Here is a 24,018-nt window from a genome sequence, read left to right on the forward strand (position 1 = left end):
AAAATGCATCTGCTTTGGCTCAATTTGCAAACGTTTAAACAACATCAATAATAGTGGTATGAGTAGCCAACGATAAGCCGACTTGTCTGTTATCTTTGCCAGATTATCGGATCGACTGTTCATGCCATCATTTATAAAATGGTTTCTTTTGCTCATTTTTTGTCCACTGCTGGCCGTTGCACAGCTCCAGATTACGCATCCCATGGCGCGATTTGTGGTACAACGCGGACTGGATGGTAATGGGCGACTGTATATAGCGGGCCGATTTACGGGTACGGTCGATCGTGTCGAGGCTCAACTTACACCCGCTGTGGCCGGGCAGGGAACCGCAACAAGCTGGCAAACTGTACAAACCAGCCCAACCAATAATATTTTTCTAGGCTACGTCACAGGTGCGGGCGGCTGGTATGTCCTGACTGTCCGCACCATTGTCAATAATATCGTAGTAGCTCAGGCTTCAGTACAGCCGGTAGGTATCGGTGAGATATTTGTCTCGGCAGGTCAGTCGAACTCTCGCGGTTTAGGTATCGGCGATAATGACCTAGGCTCGTTTACCGACCGGGTCAGCACCATCGATTCCATCAACCATTACTATCCTCCAGGCGCTCAAGCCCTATATTCGTCGGGCGACCCACTCCCCGTACCTGTCTATAAACCCCTCACGGCTGGAAGGCGTATCTTTCCAATGGCCGAAAGTTCGTGGTGCTGGGGCGAACTAGGCGACTACATCGTGAATCGATATAACGTGCCGGTAGCTTTTTATATAACAGGCTGGGATAGTTCCACAGTTGAGAACTGGATTAACAGTGCAAATGGAATTCCGGCCTGTAACCGATACTGGTGCGTTGAAAACTGGCCTAATCTACAGCCGTACACCAACCTGAAGAATGTCATGAACTATTACCTGTCGATGGCAGGTGTACGAGCCATACTCTGGCATCAGGGCGAAGCCGAATACGGAGATGCCAACTCGGGCAGTATTCCTGCCTATGCCACCAATCTGACCAATCTTATTCAGAAATCACGGCAGGATTTTGGGGGTCGTAATCTATCCTGGATGGTAGCCCGTGTTTCGTTTGATGGCGACCCCGTAAACCCAGTTCGTCAGCCGGTTATCGATAAACAATTGCAGGTTATCAATACCCCCGGCCTGAATGTATTTCAAGGGCCCCTCACGGATACCATACCTTTACGAAATGCGGGTGAAAACGGTGGGCATTTTCGAAATATTCAGCGCCCATCTCCCAATCCTCAGTATTACCTGAATACCGGATCGATTCCGACCAATATGGGCTTATCCCACCTGGCCCGGAACTGGAACAATAGCCTGAATACATCGTTTTTCCAGAATGCGCAACCGATCATGCCAACTCAGTTTGCCGTAACAGGTAATCTGGCGAACACCGTACTGCCGGGCGCAACCGTAAGTGTATCGTTTGCGACATTAGGCACCTTCAATGGTGGGAATCAATGGCAGGTCCAGTTGCTTGACTCGTTGGGGCAGTATAAAAGTGTGTTGGGCAACGGAGCTACCAGCCCGATCCAGGTAACCTTACCCAGTTCATTAACCAGTGGTTATTACCGGATTCGGGTCGTGGCAAGTTCACCAGCTATCCCAGCCGTTCCGTCCAATATCTTTCAAATTACAACCCAAACGCAGGCCGATGTTAGCCTGAGCATGGCCATTAGCTCCCGAAGTGCTTCGGTGAGTACACCTGTCACCTTCAGTCTGGCCGTTCGTAACGATGGGCCAGGACAAGCCACCAATGTTGTGATCAGGAATCGGCTACCGACCAATCTGGCGTTTGTATCCTCTGCCGATTTTTCGGTTAGTAGCGGAGTCCTGACTAGTTCAGCCATTAATCTGGCGATGGGCGCTACCCAGACCTTCCGTTTTGTTGCTCAGCCAACTGCCGCAGGCTACTACCAGAATGCCGCTGAGATCGCCCAGGCAACGAGTACTGATCCCGATAGCCAACCCAACTCTGGTACGGGCGATGGCCAGGATGATGCCGCCCAGGTAGACTTCCGCACGATTCAACCAAGCGCTAGTCTGTTTGCCTCACCCAATCCAAATCAGGTTCCATTACCAACCGTCATTAGCAGCCAGCCCACTCCGGACCCTAACAAAGCCGATATTAGCATCCGGCTGGTGACCAACACCCGAACGCCAGTTATCAACGAGATTATCAGCTATTCATTAATTATTACCAATCAGGGAGGTTTATCGGCTTCAGGTCTAAGTGTGGCGGCTACCCTGCCCGCTGGCCAGACATTTGTTTCAGGCGACGACTTTGGCACATCGGGTGGTAATCTGGTCAGTGGAGTCAGTAGTTTAGCGGCTGGTAGTAGTGTTACGCTTATCTTCCGGTCACGGGCTACGGCTTCAGGAACTGGTATTTGCAGAGCCCAACTGACAGCTTCCAGCGTTGCCGACCCAGATTCCACGCCCAATAACGGTACTACTAACGGCGAAGACGACACCACTCAGGTCGATGTACGGGTTCGGTAAATCCTGTCGAAAACTTTTCTATCTCTCTTCTACGTTAAAATCAAAGCAATCAGTGATTTTCATAGTACAAATAGCCAATCATGTGCTTTTAGAAGTATGTGATGTTTGATTGTATTGGTTTATGAAAACTCAATGGATACTTGTTGGCTTAATGGGTGTTGGATTAGCCTTCACGCTATCGTCGTTTTTGGGCATTTTTGAGAAACGAGTCGATTATAACACACAGGTTAAACCGTTGCTCAATAAGAACTGCATTGCCTGTCACGGTGGTGTGAAAAAAGCGTCGGGCTTTTCGCTACTGTTCAAACAGGAAGCCCTGGCTCCGGCAAAATCTGGCAAACCAGCTATTATTCCAGGTGACGCCGACGCCAGTGAGATGATTCGGCGACTGACCTTAACCGATCCTGATGAGCGAATGCCGCTCGATCATCCTGCCCTGAAACCCGATGAAATAGAGCTGCTTCGTAACTGGATCGATCAAGGTGCCGAATGGGGCGACCATTGGGCGTATCAACCCGTTCAGAAACCCGATGTCCCAAAAATTGGCACGTTCCTGAGTCGACTCGGTATTACGCACGATGAGGAAACGGATTGGGCTAAAAACGAAATCGACCACTTCGTTCTTGACAAACTAAAGCAAAACGAGCTGAAGCCCTCCCCCGAAGCCGACCGAGCGACATTGATCCGGCGGGTTTCGCTTGACCTGACAGGTTTACCACCCACAGAAAAAGAGGCAACCGATTTTATAAACGATAACGATCCTAACGCCTACGAAAAAGTAGTCGACCGATTGCTCCAATCGCCCGCTTATGGCGAGCGCTGGACGGGTATGTGGCTCGATTTGGCCCGCTATGCCGATACAAAAGGCTATGAGCGCGATCCCGGTCGAAAAATCTGGCGGTATCGGGACTGGCTCATCAAAGCGTTCAATGCGGATAAACCTTTCGACCAATTTACTGTAGAACAACTCGCGGGTGATTTATTGCCCAAGCCTACCGACGATCAGCTAGTGGCCACTGGCTTTCACCGGAATACGATGACCAACGACGAAGGGGGCACGCAGGATGAAGAGTTCCGTACCGCAGCTGTTATTGATCGGGTCAATACCACTTGGGATGTATTCCAGGGCACGACCTTCGGCTGTGTACAATGCCACAGCCACCCCTACGATCCATTTACCAACGAGGAATATTACAAATACCTGGCCTTTTTCAATAACACCCGCGACGAAGACGTAACTAGTGATACACCTACCCTACGCTTTCTCAAACCTGCCGATTCCACCAGGCTGGCTACGCTGCAACAGTATATTCGCCAGTCAGTTGCTAACCCAAAACAGGCACAGACTACCGTCGATCAGGTAACCCATCTGGTTCGTACCATTGAACCCAAAATCAATTCACACGATTTCGACCAATACGTCAATGCCTCCCTGCTGGATGCCAAGTATTTTGGCTTTCAGGACAAAGGGTCGTGCCGAATCAAACAGGTTACGCTCACAGGTCGGCCTCGAATGCTGATTCGCTGGGGAACGAAGGCCGAAAATGCCACGGTCACCCTGCACCAGGATCGCCTGGATGGCCCAGTTCTGGCAACGATTCCTACCCCGAAGCCCGGAAAAGATACGGTTCAAATGATTCCGCTACCTGCCGTTCAGGGGCGCCATAACCTGTATCTGTCGCTCAATAGCACCAAGAAGCCGAAAGAGTGGGTGCAAATTAAGTGGGTGGCCTTTGCGCCGATCCTGCCCGGCCAGCCCCAGAATACCCTTGGCGAACAGGACAAACTTCTCTCTGATCTGCTGAATGCGGATGCCGAACAAACCCCCATCCTACTCGACGGCTCGGGCGATCTGTTCCGCGAAACGCACGTATTTGAGCGGGGAAACTGGCTGGTTAAAGGTAAACTTGTAAAGCCCGACGTTCCGAATTCATTGCCCAAAATGACTACTGAGCTGCCTAAAAACCGGCTAGGTCTGGCCCGCTGGATGGTCAGTCGCGATCAGCCGCTTACCGCTCGGGTGGCCGTGAACCGATTCTGGGAGCAACTCTTTGGTACGGGCATTGTTGAAACCGTGGAAGACATGGGTACGCAGGGTATTCCGCCCACACACCGCGAACTGCTTGATTATCTGGCGGCTGATTTCATGGATACAGACCACTGGAGCGTTAAAAAGCTCCTCAAAAAATTGGTCATGTCGGCAACTTACCGGCAACAGTCAACGGCCTCCCCTGAGTTGCTGGCCAAAGACCCGTACAACAAACTGCTGGCTCGTGGCCCTCGTGTACGGCTCTCGTCCGAAGCAGTTCACGATCAGGCGTTAGCTGTCAGTGGATTACTTAGCCACAAACTTTATGGTCCCAGTGTAATGCCCATTCAACCCGATGGCATCTGGCAGTCGCCTTACGACGGAGAAACCTGGAAACAAAGCACGGGCGAAGATTTGCACCGCCGAGCCTTGTACACTTACTGGAAACGAACCGCCCCATATCCATCGATGGTCACCTTCGATAGCCCCAGCCGTGAATTCTGTCAACTCCGTCGACTTCGCACGAACACTCCTCTGCAAGCATTAGTAACCTTGAACGACCCTGTGTATGTAGAAGCAGCCCAGCATTTAGCTGAGTATATGCATCAACACGGCCAATCGCCCAGTCAGCAGATACAGGCGGGTTTCAAGCGGCTTATGCTGCGGGAGGTATCTCCCAAAAAGCTGGCGGTTCTGGTCAGGCTCTACCAGACTACTGAGCAGTATTATCAGAAACAGCCCGGTCAGGCCGAAAACTTACTGGATCGCCCGGGTATGGACTGTTCGGCCATTTCCCCACAACTAGCGGCCCTAACGGTTACAGCCAATACGATGATGAATCTGGATGAGGTGGTTACAAAGGAATAGCTTTTACCCCACTCTAACCCCTCCTTTGATTTCAGGGGAGGGGCTAAATACCACCGCTATTTACGATGAGTCAATTAATTCATAATTGGAAAGTAATGGAGGAACTGCGTCGGGAACTGCGTAAAAATCCGACATCATCCGAAACATTACTCTGGGAGAAACTGCGTAGTAGTCAATTGGAAGGGCGGAAATTTCGTCGTCAACATAGCATAGGTGTGTACATACTCGATTTCTATTGTCCGGCCGAGCGATTAGCCATTGAAGTCGATGGGAGTATTCATCAAAATCCTGAGACTATCATACATGATCAGGAACGCGACCATACATTAGCTCAATTAGGAATCTTAATCCTTCGGGTTAGCAACGAAGAAGTTGAGACAGATTTAGAATCTGTCCTTACTAAAATCAAAGCTCATTTTAACAACTAAAGCTCCTTCTCAATTCCCCTCCCCAGAAATCAGGGGAGGGGCTAGGGGTGGGGTCAACTACAATGAATAAATTACTAAACGAACTCCAGCAGACGGCAGCCGAACGCGAAACCCGGCGGCACTTTTTGCATACCTGCTCCACAGGCCTGGGGGCCATGGCCCTGAGTTCTATATTGGGCAGTTGCGGCTTTTTCGGAAACGAGTCATCGAAAAACAATGCCGTTGGTGCCCCCTCGTTGAGTTCGGAGCCAACAGCCCCGCACCCATCCCAGTATCTGCCCAAAGCGCAACGGGTCATTTATATCCATATGGCCGGTTCACCAAGCCAACTGGAGCTATTCGACTACAAGCCTGAACTAGCCAAGTACAACGGCAAAGACTGCCCACAAGCTCTGCTCGAAGGAAAAAAGTTCGCTTTTATCCGGGGAACTCCGAAAATGCTGGGGCCTCAGGGAAAATTTGCGCAATATGGTCAGTCGGGAGCGTGGTTATCGGATTATTTACCCCATTTACAGGGCGTTGCTGACGAGATTTCGTTTCTGAAAGCGATGTACACCGACCAGTTCAACCATGCGCCTGCCCAACTGCTCATGCATACAGGTAGCGCCCGATTGGGGCGCCCTAGCCTGGGTTCGTGGGTGACCTACGGATTAGGTAGTGAGAATGATAACCTGCCCGGTTACATTGTCCTAGCGTCCGGTGGGAAGCAGCCCGATGCGGGCAAATCGGTTTGGGGCAGTGGATTCTTGCCAACGGTCTATCAAGGGGTTCAATGCCGAACCGATGGCGATCCTGTTTTATATGCCTCGAACCCAAATGGTATGGATCGCAACATTCGCAAACAAACGATCGACGCCATTAGCCAGATCAATCAGCAACAATATGAGGATGTGAAAGATCCGGAAATCCTGACCCGTATTGCCCAGTACGAACTCGCGTTTCGGATGCAGATGTCAGTCCCCGATGCGATGGACATCAAAAGCGAACCGCAGTACATCCTGGATAGCTACGGTGTCGATCCTGCCAAAGGGTCGTTTGCCCGCAATTGCCTGTTAGCCCGCCGTCTGGCCGAACGAGGGGTACGGTTTATTCAATTATTCGACTGGGGCTGGGATACACACGGTACTAGTGCCGATGGAGCCATTGAAATAGGTCTTCGGAACAAATGTAAGGAATCCGATCAGGCAGTAGCCGCCCTGCTGAAAGACCTCAAACAACGGGGTTTATTAGACGATACGCTTGTGGTCTGGGGCGGAGAATTTGGCCGAACACCTATGCAGGAAAACCGTGACGGACAGACACTACCGTTCATGGGCCGCGATCATCACCTCGAAGCGTTTACGGTCTGGATGGCGGGGGGTGGTGTAAAACAGGGCTTCTCGTACGGCGAAACCGACGACATTGGGTATTATGGCGTGAAAGACAAAACGCATATCCACGACCTACAGGCGACTATCCTTCACCTGCTCGGATTCGATCATACCAAACTAACCTATCAGTTTCAGGGTCGCCCCTTCCGCCTGACCGATGTAGCCGGTAAAGTAATCAAACCAATATTAGCCTGAACCAGGCTGGTTCCGGCTACAGCACCTTCGGCACTTCGAAGAATTGTTCGTCGTGCTGGGGAGCGTTGGCCAGGGCTTGTTCGCGAGGGAGGTGGTTACCCACAACATCGTCACGCAGCACGTTGGTCTCGTCTGAAATATGCGTTAGGGGCTCAACGCCTGTTGTGTCGACCTCATTTAGTTGCTCCATCCAGGTCAGTACCCCGTTCAGGCTGTTGAGTAAGTCGGTTTCTTCTTCGGGCCGAACTTCCAGGCGGGCCAGGTGAGCTATTTTATAGAGTGTTTCCTGATCTACTTTCATGGTGAAAGCGTGAAAGCGTGAAAGCGTGAAAGAGCGAAAGGAATGTCTTAGCCAACTGGCGTTCACTCTTTCACGCTTTCGCTCTTTCGTGCTTTCATCAATTCGTTATCAATAATTTTATAGGTCTCTTCTTTAAGCTGCTCCAGGTCCTCCTGGGTCATGCCTTTTGTATCGATAGGCGGATGAATAACGGCCCGTAATGGATGCCAATGAAAGCGGATTGGGCTTCTGTCGGGCAAAATCAGATCATTATTCAACAAGGTCACTGGTACGATAGGCACCTGTTGTTGGATCGCCATCGTAAATGCTCCGTCGCGAAAGGGCACCATTTGCGGTGGCTCAGTGGCCCGAATACCGCCTTCCGGAAAAATCATAATGCTTCGTCCTGATGCCAGCGTTCGTATGGATTTAGCCAGCGAATACGCCCGGCTATTCGGCTGACTCCGATCTACCTGTACATGCAACTTAGCAAACATATATCCCAGCAACGGAATGTGTTTTACTTCGCTTTTGCCCACAAAGGCATAGTAGTTTTTGACGATAACGCCCATAGCCGCAATGTCGAGGTACGAAAAATGGTTCGCACAAAACACGTAAACCTGTTTAGGGTCGGGCCGGAACCGACGCTCAACACGCACGGGCATACCCACACCAATGAAAAACAGCATACCCCAAACGTAATTAACTTTATGGGCAAGCGGTTTCCAGTTTTCCCGTTGCAGAAACACAAACTGAAACGGAAACAGTACGAGGTACAACGCCACGAACCAACTAGCGCACCAGATTGTGTAAAGTAGTCGCATAGTTTCTGAACCGGGATTTGTGTGATTTAACTGACCAACTATGATTAGACTTTCTTTGAAAGCTGGCAATAGCAAATCAAAGTCAGTCAGCTAAATCAAATAAATCCTGGTTCTGATTTAGTGTTTAAAATGGCGCACGCCCGTCGTGACCATCGCCAGACCGTGCTGATTACAATAATCGATTGAATCCTGATCGCGAATGGAGCCTCCGGGTTGAACAACGGCGGTAATACCAGCTTTGTCGGCAATTTCTACGCAGTCGGGGAATGGGAAAAAGGCATCTGAAGCCATTACAGACCCTTTCAGATCGAAGCCGAACGAGTGCGCTTTTTCGATAGCCTGCCGAAGCGCATCTACCCGCGAGGTCTGCCCAACGCCACTTGCCAATAGTTGCCCTTCCTTTGCCAGAACAATGGTGTTCGATTTGGTATGTTTACACACTTTAAGCGCAAATTCCAGGGCACGAACTTCACTATCGGTAGGCGCTTTGTCCGTAACGGTCTTAAACTGGCTAGCGGTTTCGGCCACATTGTCTTTATCCTGTTCCAGCACCCCGTTCAGAATCGTTTTGAACATGACTGGCGGCAAATCAACTGGGTTGCGTTTTAGCAGAATCCGGTTCTTTTTCGACTTTAGCAGTTGTAATGCTTCGGGCGCGTAATCGGGTGCAATCAGAATTTCCATAAAGAGCTTATTCAACTCTTCAGCCGTTCCCAGATCGACGGGCACGTTTGTAATCACGACGCCCCCAAAGGCCGATACCGGGTCACAAGCCAGCGCGTTCAGATAGGCTTCTTTAGCCGTCGGTGCCGTAGCAATTCCACAGGCATTGGTATGCTTGATGATGGCAAATGCAGCTAAATCGTTCGTAGCCGGAAATTCATCAATCAGCCCAACACAGGCATCTACATCAACCAGGTTGTTATACGATAATTCCTTGCCATGCAGTTTATCGAACATCGCATCCAGATCGCCGTAAAAACTAGCCTGCTGATGCGGGTTCTCCCCATAACGAAGGTGATTGGCCGGTAACGATTTGAAGTCATAAATAATCCCTTCGTAGCCGGTTCCCTGCGGCTGTTCGCCCGCAAAATAAGCCTGAATGGCGGTGTCATAATGCGACGTAACAGCAAAAGCCTCACCCGCATACCGACGCCGGTCGGCCAATTCGGTCGTACCTGATTTTTCGGTCAGTAGGTCGACCACACCGGCATACTGGCTCCGCGATGATACGATCAGTACATCGTTATAATTTTTGGCAGCTGCCCGAATCAGCGAAATCCCCCCAATATCTATTTTCTCGATGATGTCCTCGTCCGATGCGCCCGATGCGACTGTTTCTTCAAACGGATACAGGTCTACAATGACCAAATCAATTGGCGGAATCCGGTGCCGCTCGGCCTGAGCCAGATCTTCGGGCATGTTACGCCGGTACAGAATACCGCCCATCACGGCGGGGTGCAGCGTTTTTACCCGACCACCGAAAATAGACGGATAGCCCGTCAGGTCTTCAACGGCCGTGACCGGAATTCCCAGTTGTTCAATGAATGCCTGTGTACCACCCGTCGAATAGAGTTTGACGTTTTGCTGGTGCAATAACCGAACTAAAGGCTCTAAACCGTCTTTATAATACACGGAGATTAGAGCAGAGGAGATTTTCAGAGACATGAATATGGCCGAAACAGGCTCCGGCTGTTTCAGTAGCTAAATGGCAAGTAATCCGAAACAGCCGGGAGCCTGTTTCGGCCTGAGCCACAAAGATAACCAAAGGTCTTAACTTTGCAGTCAGCAAGGTGAACTCTGGAGTAGGTTAGCAACTAAGCCGACCTAATCCAACGTTCTTTCTGATAGATGAGCACCGTAAAAAAATTAGCGAGCGATACCGCCCTGTATGGGGTCAGCACCATTCTGGGGCGATTACTCAATTACGCCCTTGTTCCGATTCAAACCTATGCCTTTACCAAACCAGCCGCTATGGCGTCCAACGTAGAGTTCTACAGTTGGATAGGCGTTCTGCTTGTTGTGTATACGCTGGGGTTAGAAACCGCATTTTTCCGGTTCATTGCCCGCTCAAAAAATGCACCCGCCGACGAGAAAGCCCGGATTTTCAGTCAATCGCTCAGCATTGTTATCTGCATCAGTGTGCTGTCAACCATTCTGCTATACAGTCTGGCTCCGCAAATCACCAACTGGCTCAACTATCCCGGTCAGGAGCAATTTGTTCGCTGGTCGGCGCTACTGGTTGCCATTGATTCCATTGTAGCCATTCCGTTTGCCCGGCTTCGGGCCGAAAATCGGGCGCGTGAGTTTGTAGGTGCCAAAATCATGAATATTGTTATTGTGGTGGCGCTGAATGTGTTCTTCCTGGTTCTGGCCAAGGATATTTCTGAAGGCAAATACCTCATGTCGTTGCAATCTATTGCTGCACTGATCTATAAACCAGAAATTGGCCCCGGCTATATTTTCCTGAACAATCTGATTGCAAACGCCCTGTACTTTATCATCATTCGGAAAGCGTTTGCAGGCTTCCGGTTTCAGCTCAGCGGTCAACAGAGCCAGGCACTAATTGCCTACGCGTTTCCCATTATGCTCACCAATCTGGCTGCCGTGCTCAATCAACTGACCGACCGATTGTTCTTGCGCCATTCGCTGCCCGAAGGTTTTTATCCAGGCTTATCGTCCGAAACGGTGTTGGGTATTTATGGCAATTGTCTGAAGCTTTCGGTTTTCATGGCGCTGGCAATCCAGTCGTTTAAGTTTGCAGCCGAACCCTTCTTTTTCTCTAAAGGTGAAGATAAAAACGCGCCCAAACTGTTAGCCGACGTAACCAAGTGGTTCATTATCGTTTGTGTGTTGATCTGGGTGGGCGTGAGTCTGAATCTGGATATAATCGGTGAAATTTTTCTGCGGTCCAAAGCGTATCGCGTAGGCCTAAATGTCGTCCCTCTGCTACTGCTGGGCAACCTGTTGCTGGGCGTTTATTACAACATTTCGTTCTGGTTCAAGCTGAAAGACAAAACGCAGTACGGCACGTTTATCACGGTGATCGGCTCAGTCATCACCATTGTGTTGAACCTGGTCCTGATTCCGGTGATTGGGTATATGGGTTGCGCGGTAGCCTTTCTGGTATCCAGTTTCGTCATGATGGCGATCTGCTATGTGCTGGGTGAAAAATACTATCCGGTGCCTTATCACATCGGTTCCGCGCTGGGTTATATAGTGGGAGCGGGCGCATTAATCTATCTATCCTGGCAGTTCCCTATTGCCAATTTATGGGTATCGGTGCCTGTCCACCTTGGCTTGTTCGGGGTCTTTCTGGGCGTGATTGCTGTGATTGAGCGCGATACGTTTCGACCTATACTGGCCCGGATTCGAAAATCAAAGCCCCAAACGGCCCAGATACCCAGCGAGTCTGAGCAAATATTTCCGGGAGAAGGACAACCTTAAAAATTTCGTCGGACTGGTTTTTAGGTATTTGCTCAGACGTTAAATTTTCAGTAAAAAACCCTACTGTGTACTAATCGGTGCTTTTATAGGTAAATTTGAAGATAATTTTATTCCTCTGCCACCCAAAACGGCGTGTACTTATCCATGAAATTTAGCATCTCACGTGGGGCCTGGTTTCTGCCCGTACTGTGTCTGTTCGCCCTTAGTTCCTGCCGTGAAAAACCCTTGTTCGAACGGCTCGACTCGTCCGATACCGGCATCACGTTTGCCAACAACATTACCGATAGTGATACGCTCAACATCCTGAACTACCAATATATCTACAACGGTGGGGGCGTAGGCGTAGGCGATTTCAATGGCGACCAAAAACCGGATGTTTTCTTTGCCGGAAACCAGGTACCCAACCGACTGTATATCAACGACACCGAAACGGGCAGCGGCAGTTTCCATTTCAAAGATGCAACCGAGTCGGCGGGTGTTGGCGGGGGCGGGCGCTGGTGTTCGGGCGTATCGGTGGTCGATATCAATGCCGATGGCAAACTCGACGTATATATATCCAATACGCTCCACAAAAAAGGCAATCAGCGGGCTAACCTGCTATACGTTAATCAGGGGAATAACACCGAAGGGCAACCCAAATTCCGGGAAATGGCCACGGATTACGGCATTGCCGACACCACCTACACCACACATTCTGCCTTTTTCGATTACGATAACGACGGCGATTTAGACCTTTTTGTGCTGGTCGACCAGATTGCCGATCCCAAAAACCCCGGCTACCTGAAAAGACGTATCGACGATGGGACATCGCCCAATACGGACCGGCTCTACCGCAACGATTTCGACTCCACACGCGGCCATGCCTACTTTACCGATGTTACTAAACAGGCGGGCGTTATTGCAGAAGGGTTTGGCCTGGGCGTAAATATCTGCGACATCAATCGCGATGGCTGGAAGGACATATTCGTCACCAACGACTTTGCGAGCAACGACGTACTCTACATCAATAACCATGATGGTACGTTTACCAACCGTGCTCACGACTCGTTTAAGCATACCAGCTCGTCGGCGATGGGTAACGATGTGGCCGACATCAATGGCGATGGGCTGGCCGACATTGTATGTATGGACATGCTCCCCGAAGATAACCTTCGCAAAAAGAGCCTGATGGGGCCAAGCAGTTATTTTGCTTATCAAGAGTGGGACCGCCTAGGCTATGAGCATCAGTACGCCCGAAATACGCTCCAGCTCAATCAGGGCGTTCGGCCCACCGACACCTCGAAAACCCATGCCAACATGCCGGTTTTCAGTGAGATCAGTATGCTGGCGGGTGTGGCCGAAACCGAATGGAGCTGGTCGCCCCTGCTGGTCGATCTGGACCACGACGGCTACCGGGATTTACTGGTCACGAATGGCTTTCCCCGCGACGTGACCGACCGTGATTTTACATCTTATTATAGCTCTGTCAATACGTACCTGAGCGATGCCCTGCGAAAAGAACTGACCGATAAAATACCGCAGGTGAAAGTTAGCAATTATGCGTTTCGCAATCGGGGGAGTTCGGGAACGCCAGCTTTCGAAAATGTAACCGAACTCTGGGGTATGGCCGAACCCAGTTTCTCGAACGGCGCTGCTTATGCCGATTTCGATGGCGATGGCGATCTCGATTATGTAATCAACAATATCAACGACGAAGCGTTTGTTTACCGGAACAATCTCAACGACCGTAAACCCGAAAACGCCCATTACCTCCGCATTCAGTTTGAGGGCGATGGGTCCAATAGGCTGGGTTTAGGTGCTCTGGTTGAATACGAACTGCCCGATGGTCGCAAAGAATTTTACGAACATACCTTATACCGAGGCTTCCTGTCGAGCGTTGATCCAATTGCTCACTTCGGGTTAGGCAAGGAGAAAACGATTAAAAATCTGAAAGTGACCTGGCCCGGTGGCCGGGTGCAGATTATACCAACGGTAAATGCCGATCAGCTATTGGTTCTGAAAGCAGCCAATGCCCAGCCCGGTACCTCAGTTACAGAGCCAAAGCCTGTGGCAAGCCCCTTGATGAACGACGTAACATCTGCACTCGGCATCACCTATCGACATGAGGAAACCGACATTATTGATTTCAATCTCCAGAAAACGTTGTTGCATAAGCTCACCGAATATGGGCCTGCTCTGGCTGTTGGCGATGTAAATGGCGATGGGCTTATGGATATGGTGGTGGGCGGTAGCGCGAAATTCTCGACCGACTTGCTACTACAGCAAGCCAATGGGCATTTCACCCGGAAATCGTTTCCGACCAAACTAGCGGAGGATACTGGCATCCTTTTGTTCGATGCCGATGCCGATGGCGACCTCGATTTATACGCAGCCAGTGGAAGCCCTGAAGTTGGCCAAAATCAGTTGGACGAAGCCCTGCTCCACCGGCTGTATGTAAACGACGGCAAAGGCAATTTTACGGCATCTACCACGGCTTTACCAAACTTCCGGCTGAATAGCTCATGCGTTAAAGCCGCTGATGTTGACCGGGACGGTGACCTCGATCTGTTTGTCGGTGGCCGCGTCGAACCGTACAAATACCCAATGGGAGTTCGTAGTTATCTGCTACGGAACGAAGGAGGCAGCAAGGATAAACCGCATTTTACGGATGCAACCGCTCAGATGGCCCCGGCCCTTACGAAGCAAAGCCTGACCTGCGATGCGCTCTGGACCGATTACGACAATGACGGTTATGTTGATTTGCTGTTGGCCGGTGAGTGGGCACCTTTAACAATGCTCCATAATGACAAAGGCCGCCTTACCCCCGTCGAAAACAGCGGGTTAAGCGAGAAGTCAGGCTTCTGGAACTCTTTAACGCCCGGCGATTTCGATAATGATGGCGATATTGATTATCTGGCCGGAAATCTGGGGCAGAACAACCTGCTTCGCGCTACTCCCGAGCGACCTGTTCGGATCTATGCGGGCGACTTTGATAACAATGGTTTTTACGATGCATTCCCAACGGTGTACTTCAAAAACGCCAAAGGCCAGTATGAAGAGTACCCGTATTTTGGCTGGGACGATATGGTGAAGCAGATGATCGGAATCAAAAAACGCTACCTCAAATACGCTCCCTTTGGTGAAGCAACCATTAATCAGATTCTGACCGACGACGAACGCAACCAGGCGCTAAAACTTACGGCCACCTATCTATCGACCAGTTATATTGAGAACAAGGGTAACGGAAAGTTTGAGGTTAAACCTTTACCGATTATGGCTCAGGCGGCCCCTGTTTTTGGGATGTTGGCCCAGGATATAGATGGTGATGGGAACCTGGATGCCGTCCTGATTGGGAATGAACACGGCAGCGACCTCGTGGCTGGTCGGATGGACGCCTTCAATGGGTTGGTCCTGAAAGGCGACGGCAAAGGCGGTTTTCAGCCAGTAACCATCGCCCAAAGTGGTTTCTACATCCCAGGCAATGCCAGGGCTATGGTAAGTATTCCCGATGCGCAGGGGCATTGCCGAATAGCTACTACTGAAAATCGAGGGCCATTACGTATGTTCGCCGTTCAACAGGCACAAACGTTTACGCCCGTCGACGCTAAAACGACCGTGGTATCCCTTCGCCTGAAAAATGGCAAAACCCGTCGACAGGAGATCCCTTTTGGCAATACCTTTTACGGGCAATCGGCACGGGGGGTCTGGTTATTACCGGGTGAGCAGATCGTGAAAAAGTAGAAAAGATAAGTTAACGCGTCGGCCCGGCCTTGTCTTCTTGCGAGAGGGCCGGGCCGACGCGTTGGCACAGAAGGGTAACAACAGATCAATCTTCCCGAACCCGGATATTGGCCTGGTTTACCGTAGCGGTCCGGCTGCGAACCGCCGATGTAATGAAAAAGCCGACAGCCGTTCGGCCCGACGCATTCGTATTGATGATATTGGTTGGAATGTTGGCAGGTGGCGTAGCAAACAACCCTCCATTGGTAATCTGCGTTCGGAACTGCTGCCAGAAGTCGAAAGCTTCCGACGTAAGTGATTGCAACTCAACTTTCACTACATCATTCATAGCGTACAAACTATCGACATTAATTGACCGCCGGATAGGTACAATAAACATCAGTCCATCCGTAACGGAAGTACCACTACGGAATCCCCCATCCTGCGAGGTGACAATGTTGTTTGGCTTATTCTGCAGTTCACCATTTCGGAAAAAACGGATCCGGTAATAGTCGGCCTGGTTGGGAATATCCATAGCGTAAAACTCGGCCCGGTACCCTTCATTTTTTGACAGGGGGTTCAGTTTACGCTTTACAAAAATGAGTGAATCAATGGGTGGCACCCGGTTCATTTTTGAAACAGCCCGATACGTCTCTCCCTGAAAACCAATGGTAAGCTGATAGGTCCGGCCTATATGTCCTAGTGTATCATTTCCCGTTGGTTGCCATACGTAATAGCCATCGTTGTCAGGGTCTAAAAACTTGTAGGTTTTTCCAGCATCGTCAATAACACTAACGGTGGCACTGGTTGCGGCTGGCGGTGTACCGTTGTCAAAATAAGCGGCTGTTTGGGTTAGTCGAATCGTTTGCACACCAGGCTGATCGGTCAATAAAGCATCGACCGAAAGCTGGGTTGGACCCGTATCCAGCTTGGCATCAATGACCGTCGTGCAGCTATCGAGCAACAAAGCAGTACCTAGTAAAGCGAATAGTATTGAAAGTCGTGTCATTGTAGTAATGGCCTTTGCAAGGTGGGCGTTTGGCTACAGATTTGTTGTTCTAGAATTTGAAATTGTAAGTCACCGATGGGATGATGGTCGCAAAAACCGAATACTTAATGGCTTCGGTCACCCGTGGGTTGTCGGCATTGGGCTGGAAGTATACCGAGAACGGGTTTTTCCGGGCATAGACGTTATAGACCGAGAATACCCAGTTGTCTTCCTTTCGCTTACCAGGCCGTTTACGTCCTTGAAGTGTCGCTGCCAGGTCAAGCCGGTGGTAGGCCGGAATGCGGTAGTTGTTACGCCCATCAATGATTGGAGCCACAAACCCTTCGTACTCAAAACGGTTTGTTGGGAATGTACCGGGCGTGCCACTGGCGAGTGTAAACGTTGCCGAGAAATTCCAGCGCTTGGCTTGTGGTGGGTCGAAGAGCAACACCGAGGTCAGCGTATGCCGTTTATCGAAACGGGTAGGATACCAATCACCGTTGTTGATACCCGCTACCTGCCGCTCGGTTTTGGCCAGTGTATAGCTAATCCAGCCATTAACAACTCCTGTATTCCGTTTGACAAAAAATTCGGCTCCGTAGGCCCGGCCTTTTCCACTGAGTAAATCACCCTCCAGATACTTGTTCAGAATCAGGCTAGCCCCGTCGATGTAGTCAATCTGATTCTGTAGCCATTTATAATACACCTCCACCGACGCTTCGAACTCACGACCAGTATGGCCAAAATTCTTGAAATACCCGGCGGCAATCTGGTCGGCAATCTGCGGTTTAATGTTGTTAGTCGATGGTGTCCAGATATCGAGTGGTGTCGAGGCTGTTGTGTTCGAAACCAGGTGGATGTACTGCGCCAGTCGGTTATAACTGACTTTTAACGAGCTATTGCCCGACAGTTCATACTTAGCTGCCAGCCGTGGCTCCCAATTCCCATAGGTTTGGATAGTACTTCCACCTTTATAGGCTACCGTTGTCAGAACCTGCCGTCGGGTTCCTACGGGCACATCGGTTTGGAAAGTGTACGCTTCGCCCGGACCGGTGTAATTAAACAGCGAATAACGCAGGCCATATTGTAATTGAAGCTGTGGGGTTAGCTGTTGTTCATTCCCGACATACAATGCCGTTTCGAGCGCGTGTTTATTTTCTATTCCGAACGAACGTACGACTCCGGCACTAGCAGCCGTAGCCGTGCCCGGCTGAAAGTCATGAACAATCACCTGGCCGCCAAACGTAATCAGGTTTTTGCCGAGCGCCAGCGAAAAATCGGGCTTAAGGCTATAATCCACAATGCGGGAATCGGTACGGAAGAAATCGTTCGGCGTTTTTTGTTTTAAGTCGGTGTTCAGTGAGTAGTCGTAGTTGCTGTAATAAGCGGTTGTATTCAGAAACAATCGCTCACTAAAAATGTGGTTCCAGCGAGCCGATACGGTGGCATTTCCCCAGTTAAATCCAAAATCCGACCCAAATACATCTCGCCCTAAATAGCCCGACAGGAAAACGGTATTTTTGTCGTTGATCCGATAATTACCTTTGGCGGTCAGGTCATAGAAATAGAACTTCGCTCCTTTCAGGTCGCTATTCAGAAATGGTTGCGCCAGAATATCGGCATACGAACGACGAGCCGCTACAATAAATGATCCCTTCCCTTTAAACAAAGGCCGTTCATACGATAGGCGGCTGAATATTAATCCAATCCCACCATTCAACTCGGGCTTTTTCGCATTTCCTTCTTTTAGCCGAACGTCCAGAATCGACGCGATCCGACCACCATAGTTGGAGGGTATACCGCCCTTAATGAGTTTTACGTCCTTAACCGCATCAGGGTTGAACACTGAAAAGAAGCCAAACAGGTGAGATGAGTTATAAACGGGCGCTTCGTCGAGTAATACCAGATTCTGGTCGATGCTGCCTCCCCGAACGTTGAAGCCTGTTGCTCCCTCACCCACCGTTGTTACACCCGGCAACAATTGAATACTCCGAATCACATCGACCTCCCCAAGCAACGCTGGAATCCGCTGCAACGTTTTCACATCAATCCGATTGACGCTCATCTCGATGTTCTTCACGTTATCGTCTTCCCGATTGGCCGAAACAACCACTTCCTGGAGGTCTTTCCCTTCCTGTTTTAGTTCGAGGTCGAGCCGCACGTTTTTATCTGTAAGCTCTACCGTTCGCGTTTGCTTAGCATATCCGATATAACTGATAACCAGACTATAACCGCCAGGAGGCAAGGTAATAGCGTAAAATCCATAACTATTGGTAACCGCACCTGTTCCGGTTTCTTTTACATAAACCGATACACCAATTAGCCCTTCGCCATTAGCGCCATCTTTTACATAGCCACTGATGGTCAGCCCGGCTGTTCGGGCTGGTTTTTCCGGAGTAGTTGCAAGTGTATTGGTTGTTGGTTGGGCCTGCGCTTCATCAGGCTGTAGCGACAGCAGGCCCATAAAAAGGCAGCATAGCCAAACAGGTAAGCCGTGTTTCATTGCGTTATTGATAATGAGTATCCGATGGGCTGGATACGTCAGGTTGTTCAAATGCTTACGCAAAGTTATGGCTACTAACCCAGAGCTTAGCTAAAATTAGATAAAGCTGCTAAAAACAAGGCTGAACGGCCTTACCTACAGGACAAAACCAATACTGAACGAAAAGTAGGGGCAGATTTAAGGGCCAATTTCCAGATTGGCCTTCACAGTTACTGAGCTTTAATAACCGCAATGAGTTTCTGTAATTCTTTAAATCGCTTTTCATCGGGTTCAGGATTTTCGATCGGCAGTTTTTTCAACTCGTCGATGATAATTCGCCCAACCAGCAACCGCATGTTTTTCTTATCGTCGGCCGGAATCACGTACCAGGGCGCTTTATCTGTAGCCGTTTCATTAATACAGGTTTCATAGGCATCCTGATAATCGTCCCAGAAATCCCGCTCTTTCACATCGCCCTCTTCAAACTTCCAGTTTTTTTCGATATCCTCAATTCGGGCAATCAGTCGATCAGCCTGCTCCTTTTTAGATACGTGCAGGTAAAACTTGATGGTTGGGAAGCCATTGCGGTGCAGAAACGTTTCCATATCGCGTATGGCTTCGTAGCGATGTTTAAAAAGCTTATCCAGGTCTTCCGTTATTTTTTCGGGCAGGCGCTGACTTTGGGTAAGGATTTCGGGATGAACTTTTACGACCAGCACCTCTTCATAGTACGATCGGTTAAATATGCCGATCATGCCCCGTTCGGGCAATTCGCGCCAGCTTCGCCACAAAAAATCATGGTCCAGTTCCTGATCGGTTGGGCGTTTGAAAGAATACACCCGTACCCCGGCGGGATTAGTTCCGGTAAATACATGTTGAATTGTACCATCTTTCCCAGCGGCATCAAGGGCTTGAAATACAGTCAGAAGACCATATCGGTTGTGCGCAAACATACGCTCCTGCCACTTATCGATTTCGGAAGCCTGCTGCCGAAGAATGGCTTCATAATGCGCATCATCTTCGTAAAGGTCATCAACTTTGGTAGGCGCTTTTTTAATTTTCAGCGGTTTCTCTCCGTCATAACGGAAGCGTTCAGTGTTGAAATCAGTCACGGTAATTGAAGGGTAAACTTTACGTTGGGAAGTTCTGTTAACCAGTTAGGCAAATTAACCGAATAAAACCTATAAGGTTTCAGGAACTCAACAGGTTTGTCGAAACAAATTATATGGCAACAAATCAATCAGGCGCTTTGGCAAAAGCGACCTTTGGCACGGGCTGTTTCTGGTGTACCGAAGCCGTTTACGAATCACTAAGGGGCGTTGTTTCGGCCGTATCGGGTTATGAAGGTGGCCACAAAGAAAATCCGACCTATAAGGAGGTTTGTACGGGTACAACCGGCCATGCCGAATGTGTAGAAGTGACGTATGACTCTACGCAAATTACCTATCAGGAACTGCTTGAAGCGTTCTTTCGTAGTCATGATCCAACTTCTCTCAATCGACAGGGAAATGATATTGGCACGCAATACCGATCGGTCATCTTTTATCACAACGACGAGCAGAAACAACTCGCTGAAACAGCTAAAGCAGAACTGGATAAATCGGGCGCTTATGACAGCCCCATTGTTACAGAAATTTCGCCGGCCAGTACATTTTACGAAGCTGAAGAATACCACCAAAGCTATTTTGCCAACAATCCAAATCAGGGTTACTGCGCTTTTGTCGTAGCGTCGAAAGTAGATAAATTCAGGAAAGTTTTTAAAGAAAAACTAAAACCTGATTTAAATCATTCTTATTAAGTTCTATTAAAATTATAGTAGATAAGCTCCTCAAATTGAGGAGCTTTTTATTTATCCAACGTACTAAACTTAAATTCAACCAAAAGCAACTTGTTGAAGACTAGATATTTAAACAATTTATTTCAGAGCCGACTATAGGTTATAAATCCCCGTTTGCTATGTTTGTCACAAAGTCAGTATTGACCGAATAATAAGAGGTCTGTTTAGGCGTTTGTGAGGCCCACAGATTCGCTTTTACTTTGTCTCAAATTTTAACACAAATCAGTTTCGTCAAATGAAAAAAATCCACTTTTCTATCTTATTGGTTCTTGGTCTGTTAGTCGGCACCCAATCATTTGCTCAATATAAAATTGACAAAGGAACCAAATTAATCAACCTTGGCATTGGTGTAGGTGGCTATGCTAGCGCTGGCGGTATCGCTTTCGGTGGCTCTGCCGATTTTGGCGTTGCACCGAGTATCACCGTTGGAGGTCAGGTAGCCTATCGTAGCTGGAATTATGGTTATCTTGGTTATAATGACAAAATTAATTATCTGTATTTCGCCGTTCGGGGATCATACCACTTCAATGAACTTCTGAACCTCACTACCGATAAAGCGGATCTGTATGCAGGTATTGGTTTGGGTTATGAAAGCGTTACGTACAGTAATAGCATTTATAGTGGTACATCATTTGGTAGCGGTATCTATCTGCCTATTCACCTGGGAGGCCGTTACTTCTTTAGCGAAAAAGTAGGTGCGTTTGCTGAATTAGGAACGGGTATTGCGCCACTGATGCTGGGGATTACCTTTGGCTTGTAAGCCTGTTTTTGCATAAAAAAAGGCAACCGCATGGGTTGCCTTTTTTTATGGCTTTTCGATTCGAAAATATTACTTATCCGCCACTTCTTTCAGGTTGGCTATTCCCATATTCCAGAAGATAAACGAATAAATATCGGCCGTCTGCTCAATATTCTTCTTCGTATTACTTGCTCCGTGACCTGAGTTGGTATCAATCCGAATCAGGATAGGATTGTTCCCTTTATAAACCTCCTGAAGAGTTGCCGCATACTTAAATGAGTGCGCAGGTACTACCCGATCGTCGTGGTCGGCCGTTGTGATCAGTGTGGCCGGATAATTCAGGCCGGGCTTGATGTTCTGGATGGGCGAATAGGCATACAACGCCTTAAACTCTTCGGGATTGTCGCTGCTGCCATAATCAGCGATCCAGTTCCAGCCGATGGTAAATTTATGGAACCGGAGCATGTCCATCACGCCTACCTGTGGGATGGCTACCCGAAATAGTTCGGGCCGCTGATTCATAACAGCCCCTACCAGTAATCCACCATTCGACCCACCCTGAATAGCCAGTTTAGCGGGGCTTGTATATTTCTGAGCAATCAGGTATTCGGCTGCGGCAATAAAATCGTCGAATACATTCTGCTTCTTCAGCTTCATACCCTGTTCATGCCATTTTTCGCCGTATTCACTCCCCCCGCGTAAGTTCGCCTGAGCATAAACACCTCCCTGCTCGAGAAAAGGAATCCGAAATGGACTGAATGAAGGGGGCAAACTTATATTGAAACCACCATACCCGTACAGCAAAGTCGGGTTTGTGCCATCCAGTTTCAGGCCTTTCCGGTAAGTCAGGAACATGGGCACTTTAGTACCATCTTTACTAGTATAAAAGACTTGCTTCGTCTCATACGCATCGGGTTTGAAATCAACTTCGGGAGCGCGAAAAACCGTGCTTTTTCGCGTAGCAATGTCGTAGCGGTAAATGGTTGGCGGAAATGTAAACGACGTAAATGTGTAGAATACGAACTTGTCGTCCTTCTCGCCACCAAATCCCCCAGCCGAACCCAAAGCAGGTAATTTTACTTCACTCTCCCATTTGCCGCTATAATCGTATACATCAATTTTTGAGGTAACGTCTTTACTGTACTCTACAAACAATTTACCACCAGCCGCCTGTACACTACCTTCGGCAATTGGTTCTGGCTTCTCAGGAATAAGGTCGGCAAAGGTTTTCTTTTTTGTATCGAAAGCAATGACTTTGCTATTCGGCGCTTTTTCGTTCGTCAAAATCAGCAGTCGGTCTCCGTCATTATCCACCACGTCATAACTAAAGTCGGTAATGTCGGCAACAACAGGTGCGAAGGTTTTATTTCCTGATTTCGCATCCAGGAAAAACAGCGCATTGCCATCTTTCCCTTTGCCTCGGTCGCTCACCGATAGCAACGCAAATCGCTCATCATCGGTGGTTCGTAGTGTATGAAACCGCTGGGGATTTTTGGTGTCTTCATACACCAGCTTATCGGCCGACTGCGGGGTGTTGAGTTTATGAAAGAATACCTGGTGATTTTCGTTTTTGGCAGCCAATGCACTACCTTCGGGTTTAGGATACCGGCTGTAATAAAACCCGTCGCCCTGCCAGGCTGCGCCTGACACTTTTACCCATTCAATTTTTTCTGACAGATACTGCTTCGTAGCCAGATCCATAATCTGGTATTCCTGCCAGTCGGAACCGCCCTTCGACAACCCAACGACAGCATATTTTCCATCTTTCGATAGTGAAAAAGCCCCAAGTCGGGTAGTTCCATCGGCCGATAGCTTATTCGGATCAAGGACTAGCTCGGGTTTTCCGTCAAGGCCTTTTTGTCGGTAAAGAACCGCCTGATTTTGCAGGCCGTCATTTTTCGAGAAATAGAACCAGTCGCCCTTCCGGCTAGGTGCCGAATATTTTGGATAATTATAGATCTGTTCCAGCCGATTTTGTAACTGTTTACGGTATGGAATCTGTGCCAGGTAGTCGAACGTTACTTTGTTTTCGGCTTTAACCCAGTCGGCCGTTTCGGCAGAACGGTCATCTTCGAGCCAACGATACGGATCAGCTACCTGCGTACCATGATAGGTATCGACCTGATCGGTTTTACGAGCGTGCGGATAGGTGAGCGGCTGCGTTGCCTGCCCCTGTGCACCCAGTGAACTTAGCATAAGACATACTTGAATAACCCCCAAATAACGCATAGTTTGCTTGACGATTGATGGTAAGAATCGTTACAGGCTACGAATTTCGACTTGAAATCGGAGAAACACTAGCTGTTTGTGATTTACTATGA

General features: G+C 49.1%; 15 protein-coding genes. 8 read left to right on the forward strand and 7 right to left on the reverse strand.

Annotated features, from left to right (window positions below; genetic code table 11):
• The first annotated feature begins 121 nt into the window (after positions 1–121).
• From B5M13_RS32330 to B5M13_RS32345, 4 genes are all read left to right on the forward strand, one after another.
• The gene (locus B5M13_RS32330) at positions 122–2,512 is read left to right on the forward strand and encodes a sialate O-acetylesterase (protein ID WP_080059578.1); all 2,391 of its coding nucleotides are present in this window, start codon (positions 122–124) and stop codon (positions 2,510–2,512) included.
• A gap of 121 nt (positions 2,513–2,633) precedes the next feature.
• The gene (locus tag B5M13_RS32335) at positions 2,634–5,408 is read left to right on the forward strand and encodes a DUF1553 domain-containing protein (RefSeq protein ID WP_080060175.1); all 2,775 of its coding nucleotides are present in this window, start codon (positions 2,634–2,636) and stop codon (positions 5,406–5,408) included.
• Positions 5,409–5,503: 95 nt separating this feature from the next.
• Complete coding sequence (locus B5M13_RS32340) at positions 5,504–5,836, forward strand: endonuclease domain-containing protein (protein ID WP_080059579.1); 333 nt, start codon at positions 5,504–5,506, stop codon at positions 5,834–5,836.
• A gap of 62 nt (positions 5,837–5,898) precedes the next feature.
• Positions 5,899–7,401, forward strand: a complete 1,503-nt coding sequence (locus B5M13_RS32345) for a DUF1501 domain-containing protein (RefSeq protein WP_080059580.1) — start codon at positions 5,899–5,901, stop codon at positions 7,399–7,401.
• Between the two features lie 16 nt (positions 7,402–7,417).
• Here B5M13_RS32345 and gatC read toward each other — a convergent pair whose 3' ends face one another.
• The 3 genes from gatC to purH all read right to left on the reverse strand — a co-directional run bounded on the left by gatC (position 7,418) and on the right by purH (position 10,173).
• Positions 7,418–7,702, reverse strand: a complete 285-nt coding sequence (gene gatC / locus B5M13_RS32350) for an Asp-tRNA(Asn)/Glu-tRNA(Gln) amidotransferase subunit GatC (RefSeq protein WP_080059581.1) — start codon at positions 7,700–7,702, stop codon at positions 7,418–7,420.
• A 62-nt stretch (positions 7,703–7,764) separates the two neighbouring features.
• The gene (locus B5M13_RS32355; protein ID WP_080059582.1) at positions 7,765–8,505 is read right to left on the reverse strand and encodes a lysophospholipid acyltransferase family protein; all 741 of its coding nucleotides are present in this window, start codon (positions 8,503–8,505) and stop codon (positions 7,765–7,767) included.
• Positions 8,506–8,622: 117 nt separating this feature from the next.
• The gene (gene purH, locus B5M13_RS32360) at positions 8,623–10,173 is read right to left on the reverse strand and encodes a bifunctional phosphoribosylaminoimidazolecarboxamide formyltransferase/IMP cyclohydrolase (RefSeq protein WP_080059583.1); all 1,551 of its coding nucleotides are present in this window, start codon (positions 10,171–10,173) and stop codon (positions 8,623–8,625) included.
• Between the two features lie 183 nt (positions 10,174–10,356).
• Between purH and B5M13_RS32365 the strand changes: the two genes are divergently transcribed.
• A complete protein-coding gene (locus B5M13_RS32365; protein WP_080059584.1) occupies positions 10,357–11,952 on the forward strand; it encodes a polysaccharide biosynthesis C-terminal domain-containing protein in 1,596 nt (531 codons plus the stop codon).
• A gap of 144 nt (positions 11,953–12,096) precedes the next feature.
• Positions 12,097–15,672: an FG-GAP-like repeat-containing protein gene (locus B5M13_RS32370; protein WP_080059585.1), complete on the forward strand. Its 3,576-nt coding sequence runs from the start codon at positions 12,097–12,099 to the stop codon at positions 15,670–15,672.
• Positions 15,673–15,757: 85 nt separating this feature from the next.
• On the opposite strand, the gene B5M13_RS32375 is transcribed toward B5M13_RS32370, so the two are convergent.
• The 3 genes from B5M13_RS32375 to B5M13_RS32385 form a co-directional block, all read right to left on the reverse strand.
• On the reverse strand, positions 15,758–16,660 hold the full coding sequence (locus tag B5M13_RS32375) for a DUF4249 domain-containing protein (RefSeq protein ID WP_080059586.1): 903 nt from the start codon (positions 16,658–16,660) through the stop codon (positions 15,758–15,760).
• 49 nt (positions 16,661–16,709) lie between these two features.
• The gene (locus B5M13_RS32380; protein WP_080059587.1) at positions 16,710–19,142 is read right to left on the reverse strand and encodes a TonB-dependent receptor; all 2,433 of its coding nucleotides are present in this window, start codon (positions 19,140–19,142) and stop codon (positions 16,710–16,712) included.
• Positions 19,143–19,351: 209 nt separating this feature from the next.
• Positions 19,352–20,233 carry a PPK2 family polyphosphate kinase gene (locus B5M13_RS32385; protein ID WP_080059588.1) on the reverse strand — a complete coding sequence of 294 codons (882 nt, stop codon included), beginning with the start codon at positions 20,231–20,233 and terminating at the stop codon, positions 19,352–19,354.
• Positions 20,234–20,346: 113 nt separating this feature from the next.
• Between B5M13_RS32385 and msrA the strand changes: the two genes are divergently transcribed.
• Both msrA and B5M13_RS32395 read left to right on the forward strand, forming a co-directional pair.
• Entirely contained in the window at positions 20,347–20,919 is a 573-nt protein-coding gene (gene msrA, locus B5M13_RS32390; protein WP_080059589.1) for a peptide-methionine (S)-S-oxide reductase MsrA, read from the forward strand.
• Positions 20,920–21,193: 274 nt separating this feature from the next.
• Positions 21,194–21,718, forward strand: coding sequence for a hypothetical protein (locus B5M13_RS32395; RefSeq protein WP_080059590.1), 525 nt, complete (start codon positions 21,194–21,196; stop codon positions 21,716–21,718).
• A 69-nt stretch (positions 21,719–21,787) separates the two neighbouring features.
• Here the strand turns inward: B5M13_RS32395 and B5M13_RS32400 are convergent, their stop codons facing one another.
• A complete protein-coding gene (locus B5M13_RS32400; protein ID WP_080059591.1) occupies positions 21,788–23,893 on the reverse strand; it encodes a prolyl oligopeptidase family serine peptidase in 2,106 nt (701 codons plus the stop codon).
• Between the last annotated feature and the right edge of the window lie 125 nt (positions 23,894–24,018).

Origin of the sequence: Spirosoma aerolatum, from assembly GCF_002056795.1 — a bacterium.
GTDB lineage: Bacteria > Bacteroidota > Bacteroidia > Cytophagales > Spirosomataceae > Spirosoma > Spirosoma aerolatum.